The organism is Serratia sp. ID 25-353 (genome assembly GCF_054792795.1).
On the sequence record NZ_CM139236.1, the window covers coordinates 1436124 to 1451485 of the forward strand.

Annotated in this window: 13 protein-coding genes and 1 pseudogene; 11 read left to right on the top strand and 3 right to left on the bottom strand. The window is 58.3% G+C overall.

The genetic code is table 11. From position 1 onward, the window contains the following. Positions 1 to 67: 67 nt before the first annotated feature. The 5 genes from rnm (at position 68) to rluB (ending at position 4106) form a co-directional block, all read left to right on the top strand. The gene (gene rnm / locus ACYF6X_RS06920) at positions 68 to 949 is read left to right on the top strand and encodes an RNase RNM (protein ID WP_063990045.1); all 882 of its coding nucleotides are present in this window, start codon (positions 68 to 70) and stop codon (positions 947 to 949) included. Between the two features lie 46 nt (positions 950 to 995). Then, complete coding sequence (locus ACYF6X_RS06925) at positions 996 to 1616, top strand: L-threonylcarbamoyladenylate synthase (protein WP_063990044.1); 621 nt, start codon at positions 996 to 998, stop codon at positions 1614 to 1616. A 115-nt stretch (positions 1617 to 1731) separates the two neighbouring features. Then, entirely contained in the window at positions 1732 to 2091 is a 360-nt protein-coding gene (locus tag ACYF6X_RS06930; protein ID WP_046898939.1) for a Rap1a/Tai family immunity protein, read from the top strand. 149 nt (positions 2092 to 2240) lie between these two features. Further along, on the top strand, positions 2241 to 3038 hold the full coding sequence (locus ACYF6X_RS06935; RefSeq protein ID WP_063990043.1) for an alpha/beta fold hydrolase: 798 nt from the start codon (positions 2241 to 2243) through the stop codon (positions 3036 to 3038). 162 nt (positions 3039 to 3200) lie between these two features. Next, entirely contained in the window at positions 3201 to 4106 is a 906-nt protein-coding gene (gene rluB, locus ACYF6X_RS06940; protein WP_025303042.1) for a 23S rRNA pseudouridine(2605) synthase RluB, read from the top strand. 38 nt (positions 4107 to 4144) lie between these two features. Here the strand turns inward: rluB and cobO are convergent, their stop codons facing one another. Together cobO and ACYF6X_RS06950 are read right to left on the bottom strand one after the other, a co-directional pair. Further along, positions 4145 to 4735, bottom strand: a complete 591-nt coding sequence (gene cobO / locus ACYF6X_RS06945; RefSeq protein WP_130017372.1) for a cob(I)yrinic acid a,c-diamide adenosyltransferase — start codon at positions 4733 to 4735, stop codon at positions 4145 to 4147. Positions 4736 to 4748: 13 nt separating this feature from the next. Beyond that, positions 4749 to 5510 (bottom strand): YciK family oxidoreductase, encoded by a 762-nt coding sequence (locus tag ACYF6X_RS06950; protein ID WP_130017373.1) that lies wholly within the window; start codon positions 5508 to 5510, stop codon positions 4749 to 4751. A gap of 359 nt (positions 5511 to 5869) precedes the next feature. On the opposite strand from ACYF6X_RS06950, the gene sohB reads away from it, so the two are divergent. Further along, a complete protein-coding gene (gene sohB, locus ACYF6X_RS06955) occupies positions 5870 to 6916 on the top strand; it encodes a protease SohB (protein WP_130017374.1) in 1047 nt (348 codons plus the stop codon). A 51-nt stretch (positions 6917 to 6967) separates the two neighbouring features. On the opposite strand, the gene ACYF6X_RS06960 is transcribed toward sohB, so the two are convergent. Beyond that, positions 6968 to 7219: a YciN family protein gene (locus ACYF6X_RS06960; RefSeq protein WP_063990040.1), complete on the bottom strand. Its 252-nt coding sequence runs from the start codon at positions 7217 to 7219 to the stop codon at positions 6968 to 6970. 427 nt (positions 7220 to 7646) lie between these two features. On the opposite strand from ACYF6X_RS06960, the gene topA reads away from it, so the two are divergent. The 5 genes and pseudogenes from topA (at position 7647) to acnA (ending at position 15360) form a co-directional block, all read left to right on the top strand. After that, the gene (gene topA / locus ACYF6X_RS06965) at positions 7647 to 10244 is read left to right on the top strand and encodes a type I DNA topoisomerase (RefSeq protein ID WP_130017375.1); all 2598 of its coding nucleotides are present in this window, start codon (positions 7647 to 7649) and stop codon (positions 10242 to 10244) included. Between the two features lie 360 nt (positions 10245 to 10604). Continuing rightward, positions 10605 to 11579, top strand: coding sequence for an HTH-type transcriptional regulator CysB (cysB, locus tag ACYF6X_RS06970; RefSeq protein WP_004930690.1), 975 nt, complete (start codon positions 10605 to 10607; stop codon positions 11577 to 11579). 180 nt (positions 11580 to 11759) lie between these two features. Continuing rightward, a pseudogene (locus ACYF6X_RS06975) lies at positions 11760 to 12231 on the top strand (DUF2778 domain-containing protein). Continuing rightward, positions 12228 to 12464, top strand: a complete 237-nt coding sequence (locus ACYF6X_RS06980) for a hypothetical protein (protein ID WP_130017376.1) — start codon at positions 12228 to 12230, stop codon at positions 12462 to 12464. The pseudogene ACYF6X_RS06975 and the gene ACYF6X_RS06980 overlap by 4 nt, the downstream one beginning before the upstream one ends. A 223-nt stretch (positions 12465 to 12687) precedes the next feature. Next, complete coding sequence (gene acnA / locus ACYF6X_RS06985; RefSeq protein WP_063990037.1) at positions 12688 to 15360, top strand: aconitate hydratase AcnA; 2673 nt, start codon at positions 12688 to 12690, stop codon at positions 15358 to 15360. Positions 15361 to 15362 lie beyond the last annotated feature (2 nt).

The window sequence follows — 15362 nt, forward strand, 5'->3', positions numbered from 1 at the left end:
AATAGATTTCCGTCCGGCCGCCGATAACGGGTATGATAGGAAACCAAGCCATTGCCGGATAGCCGTTTTGACAGACAGTAACTCCCCATCTACCGCTTTTACTCTGTACGATCTCCACAGCCACACGACCGCCTCCGACGGCTATCTGACGCCGACGCAGCTGGTGCTGCGGGCGGTCGAGATGCGCGTGGGCGTGCTGGCGATCACCGATCACGACACCACCGCAGGCTTGGCCGAGGCCGCCGCCGCCATTGCGGAGCAGGCGTTGCCGCTGCGGTTGGTCAACGGGGTGGAAATCTCAACGCTGTGGGAAAATCATGAAATTCATATCGTTGGCTTGGGCATGGACGTCGCGCACCCGGCGCTGGTGGCGCTATTGGCGGAACAAACCGAACGTCGCAATCGGCGGGCGCAGGAGATCGGCGTGCGCCTGGGTAAAGCGCGCATTCCCGACGCCTATGTCGGCGCCCAGCGGCTGGCGGGCGACGGCGCGGTAACCCGCGGCCATTTCGCCCGTTACCTGGTGGAGATTGGCGTAGCGGACAACATGGCGCAGGTGTTCAAGAAATACCTGGCCAAAGGCAAAACCGGCTACGTGCCGCCGCAGTGGTGTACAATAGAACAAGCCATTGATGCGATTCATCAATCGGGCGGCCAGGCGGTGGTAGCGCATCCCGGCCGTTACGATCTGACCGCGAAGTGGTTGAAACGTTTGCTGGCGCATTTCGCCGAACACGGCGGCGACGCCATGGAAGTGGCGCAGTGTCAGCAGGCACCGCATGAGCGCTCGCAATTGGCGAAATACGCCCAGGACTATCGCCTGTTGGCCTCGCAAGGTTCTGATTTTCATCAGCCTTGTTCGTGGATCGAACTGGGGCGCAAGCTGTGGCTACCGGGCGGCGTCGAGCCGGTGTGGCGCGATTGGTCGCAGCCGGGCCAGGCGGTCTGATTTTACGCGCGTGGCAACGCGCGCGAGCATCATTTAGGAGCAAGTCATGAGTCAGCTTTTTTATATTCATCCGGACAACCCGCAGCCGCGTTTGATTAACCAGGCGGTCGAGGTGCTGCGCAAGGGCGGGGTGATCGTTTATCCCACCGATTCCGGCTATGCGCTGGGTTGCATGCTGGAAGAGAAGGCGGCGATGGAGCGCATTTGCCGTATCCGTCAGTTGGACGGCAGCCACAATTTTACCCTGATGTGCCGCGATCTGTCCGAGTTGTCGACCTATGCGCACGTCGATAATACGGCGTTCCGCCTGATCAAAAACAATACGCCGGGCAACTACACCTTCATTCTGAAAGCGACCAAAGAAGTGCCGCGCCGCCTGATGAATGAAAAGCGCAAAACCATTGGCCTGCGCGTGCCGTCGAACCCGATCGCATTGGCGCTGCTGGAGGTGCTGAACGAGCCGATGATGTCCACCACCCTGATGCTGCCGGGCAATGATTTTGCCGAATCCGATCCGGAAGAGATCAACGATCACCTGGGCAAGGTGGTCGATCTGGTGATCCACGGCGGCTTCCTCGGCCAACAGCCGACTACGGTTATCGATCTGACCGAATCCTCGCCGGAAGTGGTGCGCGAAGGGGCGGGCGACGCGGCGCCTTTCCGCTGATGTCAAAGGTTGCCACCTTGCCCATTGTCTGAAAATCGGCTGAAGCGACGCTATTTCGCGTGAAAGCCGCTATTCTTGATTACTTCAGAATTGATAATGGGCAGGATGCGCAGCAATGATTAAACAGGTTTCTTTTTTAGCGGCCTTATTATTTTCCTCAATGGCAAATGCGGGGTTTTATTCGGGCAGCGGTTTGCTGGCCGAATCCGGTGGTTACGTAAAAAATAAAAGCGGTGAAGCCACCGTGGCCGAAGCGCTGAATGGCGGCATGTTCATGGGATACGTTGCCGGCGTATTCGATACCTATTCCATGCAGGGCAATCGCAATATCTGCCCGGCGGCCGGGATGAGCATCGGCGTAGCCGCCGACGCGGTGATGCAGTATTTGAACGAGCACCCTGAACAACTGCATTATTCCGCACCGTCGGTGATCATGCTGGCGTTAAGCGCCGCCTATCCCTGCGTGCGCCATTAAGTTCCCATTCCAATTAGTGCGCATTTTTTCATAAGGTGCGCTCGGGGCGCTTTCCGCACGAACTTCAATAGATCAATGCCTGCTGCGCTGTCACCTTATCCCCGTCGGTATTTCCCGAACGGGTCGGGGAGAGACGCGCAGGAGGTAATATGACCGCATTTCACAGTGCCAACATGATGCTCGACTATCAGGATATCGGCTCAGGGCCACTCACGCTGGTGTTGCTGCCCGGCTGGTGCGAACCGAAAACGGTATTCGAACCGTTTATCGCCTTGGCGGCCGAACGCTATCGGGTGATCAGCATCGACTGGCGTGGCCACGGCCTGTCGTCAAAAGCGGCGGAGATGTCGCTGGCGGCGGACGATTTGCTGGAAGATGTGCGTCAGCTACTGACGGCGCTGCGTTTGGATAACGTGGTCACCCTGTCGGTGGCGCACGCCAGCTGGCTGGCGGTGGCGTTGGCCGAAGCGTTGCCGCAGCGGGTGCGGGGCATGGTGTTTCTCGACTGGATCATGACGCAGCCGGAACCGGCGTTCTTTACGGCGGTGAGCCGCATGCAGCAGCCGCAGCAGTGGCTGGCGGCGCGCGATGCCTTGTTCGACTTCTGGCAGGGCGGCATCCGCCACGATCGGGTCAAACGCCATTTGGAGGTCGAGATGGCGCAGGAGGATTACCGGCTCTGGCGTGCCGCCGGCGTGGCCATCGAACAGGCCTACCGGCAATTCGGCTCGCCGCTGCAACGCCTGGCGGGCATGAGCGCGCCGCCGCCGTGCCGACATATCTACTCGTTGGATCGCCGCGACGACTATCTGCGGCAGCAGCAGGCATTTGCCGCCGAGCAGCCGTTTTTCTCCGTGGTGCGCCTAGGAGAGGCTCGCACTCACCTCGGCATTCTGGAACGGCCTGACGCGGTGCTGTGGGCGGTGGAGGATTTTTTGGCGCCGTGAACGCCGTCTGAAGGGGGCCACCGCCGATAAAGTGGGTTTCAACACCTTAGAAAGCCTGTATAATACGCGGTTCGATCCTGATAAACGTATTATGACCGTTGTGGCGCTTGGCCGCGGCGGTATCCCCCCGACGCCTGTGAAGGCGACATTAGAGGTTGCTCAATGAGCGAAAAGTTACAGAAAGTTTTAGCGCGCGCCGGGCATGGCTCGCGTCGTGAAATCGAAACCATGATTGAAGCCGGGCGCGTCAGCGTCGACGGCAAGGTCGCCAAGCTGGGCGATCGCGTTGAAGTGACGCCGGCGATGAAAATTCGTCTGGACGGTCATGTCCTGTCGATCAAAGAATCCGAAGAGGTGGTTTGCCGGGTGCTGGCTTACTACAAACCGGAAGGCGAGCTGTGTACCCGCAGCGATCCTGAAGGCCGCCCGACGGTGTTCGATCGTCTGCCGAAGCTGCGCGGTTCACGCTGGGTGGCGGTAGGGCGCCTGGACGTCAACACCTCCGGTCTGCTGCTGTTCACCACTGATGGCGAACTGGCCAACCGTCTGATGCACCCGAGCCGTGAAGTGGAGCGCGAGTACGCGGTACGCGTGTTTGGCCAGGTTGACGATGCGAAAGTGAAGCAGCTGAGCAAGGGCGTGCAGCTGGAAGACGGCCCGGCTGCCTTCCGCACCATTAGCTTCCAGGGCGGGGAAGGCCTCAACCAGTGGTACAACGTGACCCTGACCGAAGGCCGCAACCGTGAAGTACGTCGCCTGTGGGAAGCGGTGGGCGTGCAAGTGAGCCGCCTGATCCGCGTGCGCTACGGTGACATCGATCTGCCGAAAGGCCTGCCGCGCGGAGGCTGGGCCGAACTGGATCTGCCGGCGATCAACTACCTGCGCGAGCTGGTGGAACTGAAACCGGAAACGGTCAGCAAAATGCCGGTGGAGCGTGAGCGCCGCCGCGTGAAGGCCAACCAGATCCGCCGTGCGGTCAAGCGACACTCACAGGTGGCCGGCAGCGGCCGCCGCAGTGCGCCAGGCAGCAAGCCGGGTAAACCGGGCAAGCCAAGCAAACGCAGCTAATCTCTCATTCTGGCCCCGTTCGGGGCCAGAACTTTGTGTTACCAATCGATCCCCTGTTGTGCCTTCACGCCTGCATCGAACGCGTGTTTCACCGGCCGCATCTCCGTGACCGTATCCGCCAGTTCCAGCAGATCGCGATGGCAACCGCGCCCGGTCAGGATCACCGTTTGGTGCGCAGGGCGCCGCAGGAGCGCTTCCTTCAGCTCTTCCAGTTCCAGATAGCCGTAGGTCAGCATGTAGGTCACTTCGTCCAGCAGCACCAGATCCAGGCTGTTGTCGGCCAGCATGCGCTTGCCGTGCTGCCAGACCGCTTGGCAGGCGGCGGTATCGCCGGCCTTGTTCTGCGTCTCCCAGGTGAAGCCGGTGGCCATCACCTGAAATTCAACGCCATGTTGCTGCAGCAGATTTTTTTCGCCATTGGGCCACTCGCCCTTGATGAACTGGATCACCCCGGCGCGCATGCCGTGGCCAACCGCCCGGGTGACGGTGCCGAAGGCAGCGGTGGTTTTACCCTTGCCGTTGCCGGTAAACACCAGCAGCAGGCCGCGGGTGTCCTGCGCCGCGGCGATGCGCGCATCGACCTGTTCTTTCAAACGCTGCTGACGCTGTTGATGACGATCTTCCGCCATGAAACGCTCCTTATTATTCGGCCGCGCCGGGTTTACGATTCGGCTGCGCGTCGAAGCTCATGCCGGTTTTCCGGCGGCTGTCTTCGCCCATCAGATACAGGTACAGCGGCATGATATCGGCCGGAGTTTTCAGCTTGTTCTTGTCTTCGTGCGGGAAGGCGGATGCGCGCATTTTGGTGCGGGTGCCGCCAGGATTGATGCAGTTCACCCGCAGATTACGGTTTTTATACTCGTCGGCCAACACCTGCATCATGCCTTCGGTGGCGAATTTCGACACCGCATAGGCACCCCAGTCTGCGCGGCCGGTGCGCCCGACGCTGGAGCTGGTGAACACCAGCGAACCGGCGTGGGATTTCAGCAGCAGCGGCAGCAGCGCCTGAGTCAGCATAAAGGTAGCGTTGACGTTAACCTGCATCACCTCTTGCCACATGGTCATCGACAGGTCGGCCATCGGCGCGATGTCGCCGAGCAGGCCGGCGTTGTGCAGCACGCCGTCAAGGCGGGGGATCTGGCGCGCCAGATCGTCGGCTATCTGCCGGCATTGCTCCTGAGTGGCATGCAGTAAGTCCAGCGTCACTACCCGGGCCGGGGTGCCGCCCTGGACCGCGATCTCTTGTTGTACCGCCAGCAGTTTGCTCTCGGTGCGCCCCAGCAGCACCAACTGGGCACCGAAGCGCGCGTAGGTCAGCGCCGCTTCGCGGCCGATGCCGTCGCCGGCGCCGGTGACCAAAATAATACGTTGTTCGAGCAGATCTTGTTTGGGTTGGTAATGCACGATAAATCCTCGCCTGGGTGGCTGTTCTCCCGCAGATATCGGGGAGCAAGGGTGAAACGCGCGGCCGGGGAGGGAGCGAAGGCTCGACCGTCTGCGGGCCGCGCAGCGAATCCGTCTCATCATATTGATGAATAATGGGTGTTATATGCCTTAATCCGCGGGCATTTTCAATGCGTAGCAGGCTGAAATGGCATTCTTTTGTAACAAAAGCGCGGCAGCGGCGCCTTGGTTCGACCGTAAATCGTCCCCATAGTGATGCTCTGTGCGCAATGAATTTTCATTTAGCCGCGACAGCAGCCGCTGCGGTTGGCTAAAATGGAAATAAGCATACTAACAACCTGTAAATAAAGGCGGAATCTGTGGAGTTTATATCTGTTTATGGCCTGTTTCTGGCCAAGGTCGCCACGGTGGTGCTCGCCATCGCCGCGTTGGCCATCCTGGCGGTCAGTTTGGGGCAACGCAAGAGCCGCCAGAAAGGGGAGCTGCAGCTGACCGATCTCGGCGAACAGTATCGTGAGATGCAACGCGATATGCGCCTGGCGCGCATGGATGCCTCCGAACAGAAGGTTTGGCTGAAACAGTTCAAGAAGCAGACCAAATCGGATGACAAATTGAAGAAACAGCGCGCCAAGTCCGGCGCGGTGGAAGTGGCCAAGCCGTGTCTGTATGTGCTGGATTTCAAAGGCAGCATGGACGCGCACGAGGTAACCTCACTGCGCGAAGAAATCTCGGCGGTGTTGGCGGTGGCGTCGGCGCAGGATGAAGTCCTGCTGCGCCTGGAAAGCCCTGGCGGAGTGGTGCACGGCTACGGCCTGGCGGCTTCGCAGCTGGAGCGCCTGCGCAAAGGCGGCATTCGCCTGACGGTAGCGGTGGATAAAGTGGCGGCCAGCGGCGGCTACATGATGGCCTGCGTCGCGGATCGCATCGTGGCGGCGCCGTTCGCCATCATCGGCTCCATCGGCGTGGTGGCGCAGATCCCGAACTTCCACCGCCTGCTGAAAAAGAATGACATCGACGTAGAGTTGCACACCGCCGGGCAGTTCAAACGCACGCTGACGCTGTTCGGTGAAAACACCGAACAGGGGCGCGAGAAGTTCCGCGAAGATCTGAACGAAACCCACGAGCTGTTCAAGCGCTTTGTGCATGAGCAGCGCCCGTCGCTGGATATCGACAGCGTCGCCACCGGTGAACACTGGTTCGGTTCACAGGCGAAAGAGAAGGGCTTGATCGACGCCATCGGCACCAGCGATGACTTGCTGATCGCCGAGCTGGATAACCATGAAGTGATCGCCGTGCGCTATACGCGCCGCAAACGCTTGATGGATCGCTTCACCGGCAGCGCGGCGGAAAGCGTCGATCGCTTGCTGTTGCGCTGGTGGCAGCGTGGAGAAAAGCCGCTGCTGTAACGGCGGCGATAGCGTGAATCAACGGGGGCCAGGTGCCCCCGTTTTCTTTTCTCAATCGACCAGGTGGTATTTTTCCGAAAGCAGATGGGCCAAATGTTTAAACATATTAAATACCGCGGTGGTTTTGGCGGTGGGCAATCCGTCGGCATCCAAAAAGTATTCGCCGCGGAAAACTAAAACGCCGCTTTTTTGTTCAACATCAGTGGCGATCATGCCGTGCAGATAATCTTCGTGTTGGCGGATGATGTTATTTGCTTCCGCCAGCAGGGCCTCGCGGCCGATAGGGGCAGTATTCGTGTGCATTTATTAGACTCCAAACTAAAAACTCTGCGCATATTCTAACGCCGGTTCGCTTTTATCCGCAAACCGACTAAGGTTTATTTGCCGTCTGGATGGCCACGGGCGGCCGCCGGTTGGCGAAATCGGTCTTTCCGTGCTAATTAGGTTGCGTGACGCTTTTTATCAGGTACAGTGTGGGATTTTGCGGCGTCGGGTGGAAGGTTTTGTTTACGCCATGAATAAAACTCACACAGCCATACTTCTGGGGCATGAGTGAATAGCAGGCAGGATCAACAACTTGCGTTCAGGTTGAGCAGTTGGGCAACCAAAAGAAAAAAATCTGTTGATCTCTTGCCAGACTGCCGCAATATAAAAAAAGAGACACGAATTGCCGCGGCACGGCGAGATAAAAGACTTCTTTTTAGAAGAAATAAATTAGGTAAAGGTAAATATGGGTAAAGCTCTCGTAATAGTTGAGTCCCCGGCAAAAGCCAAAACTATTAATAAATATTTAGGAAGTGACTACGTGGTGAAGTCCAGCGTCGGTCATATCCGTGATTTGCCGACCAGTGGCTCAGCCAGCAAAAAGAGCGCTGACTCAACCGAAGACAAAGCCAAGAAAAAAGTTAAAAAAGATGAGAAGGCGGCGCTGGTAAATCGCATGGGCGTCGACCCTTACCACGGCTGGAAAGCGCATTATGAAATCTTGCCGGGTAAAGAAAAAGTGGTCGCCGAGTTAAAATCGTTGGCGGAAAACGCCGACCACATTTATCTCGCAACCGACCTTGACCGCGAAGGGGAAGCCATCGCCTGGCACCTGCGGGAAGTGATCGGTGGGGATGACAAACGCTTTAGCCGCGTGGTGTTTAACGAAATCACCAAAAACGCGATCCAACAGGCGTTCAAACAGCCGGGCGAGCTGAACATTGACCGCGTCAACGCGCAGCAGGCCCGCCGGTTCATGGACCGCGTGGTGGGCTATATGGTCTCGCCGCTGCTGTGGAAGAAAATCGCCCGCGGCCTGTCCGCTGGCCGCGTGCAGTCGGTGGCGGTGCGCCTGGTGGTTGAGCGCGAGCGCGACATCAAGGCCTTCGTGCCGGAAGAGTACTGGGAGCTGCATGCCGATCTGCTGGCGAAGGGTGAAACCGCGCTGCAGATGGAAGTGACCCACGCGCACGACAAACCGTTCAAGCCGGTCAATCGCGAGCAGACTCACGCCGCGGTCAAGCTGCTGGAAAAAGCCCGCTACACGGTGCTGGATCGCGAAGACAAACCGACCAGCAGCAAACCGGGCGCGCCTTTCATTACCTCCACGCTGCAACAGGCCGCCAGCACCCGCCTGAGCTTCGGCGTGAAGAAAACCATGATGATGGCGCAACGGCTGTATGAAGCCGGCCACATCACCTATATGCGTACCGATTCCACCAACCTGAGCCAGGATGCGCTCAACATGGTGCGTGGCTACATCGGCGACAACTTCGGCGCCAAATACCTGCCGAAGGCACCGAATCAGTACAGCAGCAAAGAGAATTCGCAGGAAGCGCACGAAGCGATCCGACCTTCGGACGTGAACGTGCTCGCCGAGCAGTTGAAAGACATGGAAGCGGACGCGCAGAAGCTGTATCAGCTGATCTGGCGCCAGTTCGTCGCCTGCCAGATGACGCCGGCGCAATACGATTCCACCACGCTGACGGTGAAAGCCGGCGATTATCAGCTGCGCGCCAAGGGCCGTACGCTGCGCTTTGACGGCTGGACCAAGGTGATGCCGGCGTTGCGCAAGGGCGATGAAGATCGCACCCTGCCATACGTCGAAATCGGCAGCGAGCTGGATCTGCAGAAACTGATCCCGAGCCAGCACTTCACCAAGCCGCCGGCGCGCTACAGCGAAGCCTCACTGGTGAAAGAGCTGGAAAAACGCGGCATCGGCCGCCCGTCCACCTACGCCTCCATCATCTCGACCATTCAGGATCGCGGTTATGTGCGGGTGGAAAGCCGCCGCTTCTATGCCGAGAAAATGGGCGAAATCGTCACCGATCGCCTGGAAGAAAACTTCCGCGAGCTGATGAACTATGACTTCACCGCGCGCATGGAAGACGGTCTCGATGAGGTCGCCAACAACCAGGCCGAGTGGAAAGCGGTGCTGGACGAGTTCTTTGTCGACTTCAGCGAGCAGCTGGAAACGGCGGAGAAGGATCCGGAAGAAGGCGGCATGCGGCCTAACCAAATGGTGATGACCAGCATCGACTGCCCGACCTGCGGCCGCAAGATGGGTATCCGTACTGCCAGCACCGGCGTGTTCCTCGGCTGTTCCGGCTACGCGCTGCCGCCGAAGGAGCGCTGCAAAACCACCATCAACCTGGTGCCGGAAGCGGAAGTGCTCAACATCCTCGAAGGCGACGACGCGGAAACCAACGCGCTGCGCGCCCGCCGCCGCTGCCAGAAATGCGGTACGGCGATGGACAGCTACCTGATCGACAACCAGCGTAAACTGCACGTTTGCGGTAACAACCCGGCGTGCGACGGCTATGAGATCGAAGAGGGCGAGTTCCGCCTGAAAGGCTACGATGGCCCGGTGGTGGAGTGCGACAAGTGCGGCTCGGAAATGCACCTGAAAATGGGGCGCTTCGGCAAGTACATGGGTTGCACCAACGAGAACTGCAAAAACACCCGCAAGATCCTGCGCAACGGCGATGTCGCGCCGCCGAAGGAAGATCCGGTGCCGTTGCCGGAGCTGCCGTGCGAGAAGTCCGACGCCTATTTCGTGCTGCGTGACGGTGCTGCCGGCGTGTTCCTGGCGGCCAACACCTTCCCTAAATCGCGCGAGACCCGTGCGCCGCTGGTGGAAGAGCTGGCTCGCTTCAAGGATCGCCTGCCGGAGAAGCTGCGCTATCTGGCCGATGCGCCGGTGGCGGATGCCGAAGGCAATAAAACGCTGGTGCGTTTCAGCCGTAAAACCAAACAGCAGTATGTCTCCTCTGAAAAAGACGGCAAGGCGACCGGTTGGTCTGCGTTTTACGTGGACGGCAAGTGGGTCGAAGGCAAGAAGTAAGGCCGCAGCCCTGCCTGCAAGATGAAAAACCAGCCCTGGCGGCTGGTTTTTTATTGGTGAAAAGCGGCAAACGGATCTATCCTTTGCTGTTTTTATCCCTCCGCTACCGTCGTTTCACGTTGATACCAATGCAAAATAATCGTTATCATAGTGTGACGCGGATCTATACTTGAAGCTGCAACGTGGTATAGTGGTTATATAAAAAGTTTTTTTATTATTAAAGCTTATTAACAACGGCGCTTTCTTCACCATCAGGGTAGAACACGGTGTTTATGGCTTGTGAGTTTCAGCATACCGGGGCGACACCGATATACCTGGCTGCGGGTAAGCCGCAGTGTTTAACCTAGGATGGTATAAGATATGAAATTGCAGCAGCTTCGTTACATTGTGGAAGTGGTTAACCACAACCTGAATGTCTCCTCGACGGCAGAAGGGCTCTATACCTCGCAACCCGGCATCAGTAAACAGGTGCGTATGCTCGAAGATGAGCTGGGCATCCAGATTTTCGCCCGCAGCGGCAAACACCTGACCCAGGTCACCCCGGCCGGCCAGGAAATCATTCGCATTGCGCGTGAAGTGTTGTCCAAAGTGGACGCCATCAAAGCCGTTGCCGGTGAACACACCTACCCGGACAAAGGCTCGCTGTACGTCGCCACCACGCATACGCAGGCTCGCTACGCCTTGCCCAACGTGATCAAGGGCTTTATCGAGCGTTACCCGCGTGTCTCGCTGCACATGCATCAGGGCTCGCCGACGCAGATCGCCGAAGCGGTCTCCAAGGGCACCGCCGATTTCGCCATCGCCACTGAAGCGCTGCATCTGTATGACGATCTCATCATGCTGCCGTGCTACCACTGGAACCGTGCGGTGGTGGTGAAGCCCGATCATCCTTTGGCGGGCAAAAGCAGCATCAGCATTGAAGAGCTGGCAGCTTATCCGATCGTCACTTACACCTTCGGCTTTACCGGCCGCTCGGAGCTGGACACCGCCTTCAATCGCGCCGGCCTCACGCCTCGCATCGTCTTTACCGCTACCGACGCCGACGTGATCAAAACCTACGTGCGTTTGGGATTGGGGGTGGGGGTGATCGCCAGCATGGCGGTGGATCCGGTGCAGGATCCGGATCTGGTGACGGTGGATGCGCGCGATATATTCACCTACAGCACCACCAAGATCGGTTTCCGCCGCAGCACCTTCCTGCGTAGCTACATGTACGACTTCATTCAGCGCTTCGCGCCGCACCTGACGCGCGACGTGGTCGACAGCGCGGTGGCGCTGCGCTCCAACGAAGAAATCGAGGCGATGTTCAAGGACATCAAGCTGCCGATTAAGTAACCGTTGACGATATCAAGTCAATCCCGGTTAGGTGCGTGCCTAACCGGTTTTTTTTTGCCCGGAAATCCGTGCCATCTTGTTTCTCAGGATCATCCTGAAAAGTCGCTGCCCTCTTTTCAACCCGTTAGCGTCTGAGTAGAGTGCAAACGTTCGGATCATTGAATAAGGAAATTCAACGTTATGCAGATATGCAGGCTTAACTACGCTGATTTATCAAGTGATGGCAAGATAGTGAAATTACGATGCTATGGGGTGGGGACATTCGACGTGTTATCGGGTATTGAGTATTACATTAACAACCCAAACTGTTCGGATCGTGAGAAAGCCGCCATTCCTCCCGGAACATACTGGATCGTCGACAGACCAAAGGGCAGTATTGCAAATCAAATTCGCTCTGAATTGGTTGACCTGTATCATCTCTACAAGAATCGCCATTCGAAACAGTTTTAGACTGCATCCACTCAACACAGATGGCACAGGTGTTTCTTGGGGATGTATTACTCTCTATCAGGCATCTGACTTTCAGATCCTTCGGGATGCGCTGCTAAGGCGTAGAAAAGTGAGAGTGCCTGGAGGTCAAGGGCTGATGGCGTACGGTCGTATAGATGTTCAAGGCGTGCCTGATTACAGTAAATGCGTGGTATCACGATGAAAAAAAGTCTCTGGATTGTTCTGTTCTCGTTGCTCATCCTTTTGTTGTTGCGCTACCTACCAGACGGAATTTTCGACACTTTCGTTTCCAACAACATAGAAATTAGCGGAGATGGTGAAATAGGGATGAATAATTTCGACTCGGTTGTCATTGCTATTAAATTGGGTGTTTCTGCCATCATTGCGGCGGTTGTACTCATAGTCTGTCGCCGCCTGGTGCGTAAACCCCGCTAAAGCCGCGGGATTTTCCCTGCCAAAACGCCGCCTCGTTGCGGCGTTTTTGTTGGCGCATTGCCTAACCCCTTGGCGGCGCTCGTACTTCCTTCCTGCTGATTGTTCCCGCCTATCGTTGTGATCAAATCGTGTTGTTATCAAAACGTTAACTTATCTTTGTGGTATCTTTAAACAAGACCTCACTGATTACCCTGTTTTAGTCACAATAAGAAATGGAGGAGCTATGTCGTCCGATCTTCGTGAAACGAGTCTGGATAAGCTGGTTGCGCTGAATAGCGAGTATTACTACTACAGCCTGCCGCTGGCGGCGAAGCAGCTGGGTGATATCGACCGGTTGCCGAAATCAATGAAAGTGCTGTTGGAAAACCTGCTGCGCCATGTGGATGGCGACACCGTGCAGGTTGACGACCTCAAGGCCATCGTCGCCTGGCTGCAAACCGGCCATGCTGACCGTGAGATCGCCTACCGTCCGGCGCGTGTGCTGATGCAGGATTTTACCGGCGTTCCAGCGGTGGTGGATCTGGCGGCGATGCGCGAAGCGGTACGGCGGCTGGGCGGCAACGTCGACCAGGTGAACCCGCTGTCGCCGGTGGATCTGGTGATTGACCACTCGGTTACCGTTGATGAATTTGGCGATGACAACGCCTTTGAAGACAACGTACGTATCGAAATGCAGCGCAACCACGAGCGCTACACCTTTCTGCGCTGGGGGCAGAAAGCCTTCAACCGCTTCCGCGTGGTGCCACCGGGCACCGGCATCTGTCACCAGGTTAACCTTGAATACCTTGGCCAAACGGTCTGGCACAGCGACGAAAGCGGCCGCCGCGTGGCTTATCCCGATACCCTGGTGGGCACCGATTCCCACACCACCATGATCAACGGTCTCGGCATCCTCGGCTGGGGCGTCGGCGGCATCGAAGCGGAAGCGGCTATGCTGGGCCAGCCGGTGTCGATGCTGATCCCGGACGTGGTCGGCTTCAAGCTGACCGGCAAGCTCCGCGAGGGGATTACCGCCACCGACCTGGTGCTGACCGTTACCCAAATGCTGCGCAAGCACGGCGTTGTCGGCAAGTTCGTCGAGTTTTACGGCGATGGGCTGGCCGATCTGCCGCTGGCGGACCGGGCAACCATCGCCAACATGTCGCCGGAGTTCGGCGCCACCTGTGGTTTCTTCCCGGTGGATGACGTTACGCTCGGCTATATGAAGCTTAGCGGCCGCAGCGCCGAACAAATCGCGCTGGTGGAAGCCTACGCCAAAGCGCAGGGCATGTGGCGTAACCCGGGTGATGAACCGGTCTTCACCAGCTCGCTGGCGCTGGACATGTCGACGGTGGAAGCCAGCCTCGCCGGGCCGAAACGCCCGCAGGATCGCGTTGCGCTGCCGAATGTGCCACAGGCGTTCAAGGCCGCCACCGAGCTGGATATCGGGGGGCACAAGGCCAATACCGACAGCAAAACCTTTACGCTGGACGGGCAGCAGCACGAACTGCGCGACGGCGCGGTGGTGATCGCGGCGATCACCTCCTGCACCAACACCTCCAACCCGAGCGTGATGATGGCGGCTGGCCTGCTGGCGAAAAACGCCGTCAAGAAAGGGCTGCGCAGCAAGCCCTGGGTAAAAACCTCGCTGGCGCCGGGATCCAAAGTGGTGACCGACTACTTCGACAGCGCCAAACTCACCGCCTATCTGGAAGAGCTGGGGTTCAACCTGGTGGGGTATGGCTGTACCACCTGCATCGGTAACTCCGGCCCGCTGCCGGACCCGATCGAGCAGGCGATCAAAGAGGGCGATCTGACCGTGGGCGCCGTGCTGTCGGGTAACCGCAACTTCGAAGGGCGCATCCACCCGCTGGTGAAAACCAACTGGTTGGCCTCGCCGCCGCTGGTGGTGGCTTATGCGCTGGCGGGCAGCATGAAGACTGACCTGACTAAAGAGCCGCTGGGCGAGGGCAACGACGGTCAGCCGGTCTATTTGAAGGACATCTGGCCGAGCAGCCAGGACATCGCTCGGGCGGTGGAAGAAGTGCGCACCGAGATGTTCCACAAGGAATACGGCGAAGTGTTCGACGGCGACGCCAACTGGCAGGCGATCCAGGTGACCGGTTCGGCAACCTATCAGTGGCAGGAGGATTCTACCTATATCCGCCATCCGCCGTTCTTCAGCACCATGAAGGTGAAGCCGGACCCGGTGCAGGACATCAAAGACGCGCGTATTCTGGCGATTCTGGCCGATTCGGTGACCACCGACCACATCTCGCCGGCGGGTAACATCAAGCGCGAAAGCCCGGCGGGGCGTTACCTGAGCGAGCACGGCGTGGCGCCGCAGGATTTCAACTCCTACGGCTCGCGCCGCGGCAACCACGAAGTGATGATGCGCGGCACCTTCGCCAATATCCGCATCCGCAACGAAATGGTGCCGGGCGTGGAAGGCGGCTATACCCGCCATATCCCGTCGCAGCAGCAGCTGTCTATCTACGACGCCGCCATGCAGTATCAGCAGGAAAAGGTGCCGCTGGCGGTGATCGCCGGTAAAGAGTATGGTTCCGGCTCCAGCCGCGACTGGGCGGCGAAAGGGCCGCGCCTGCTGGGCGTGCGTGTGGTGATTGCCGAGTCCTTCGAGCGTATCCACCGCTCCAACCTGATCGGCATGGGGATTTTGCCGCTGGAGTTCCCGCAAGGGGTGACGCGCAAAACCCTGGGGCTGACCGGGGATGAGCAGATCAGCGTCGGCGGCCTGCAGCAGCTGCAGCCGGGCCAGACGGTGCCGGTGCACATCACCTATGCCGACGGGCGCAAGGAAGTGATCGACACCCGTTGCCGTATCGATACCGGCAATGAACTGACCTACTACGAAAACGACGGCATCCTGCACTATGTGATCAGGAAAATGCTGTAATT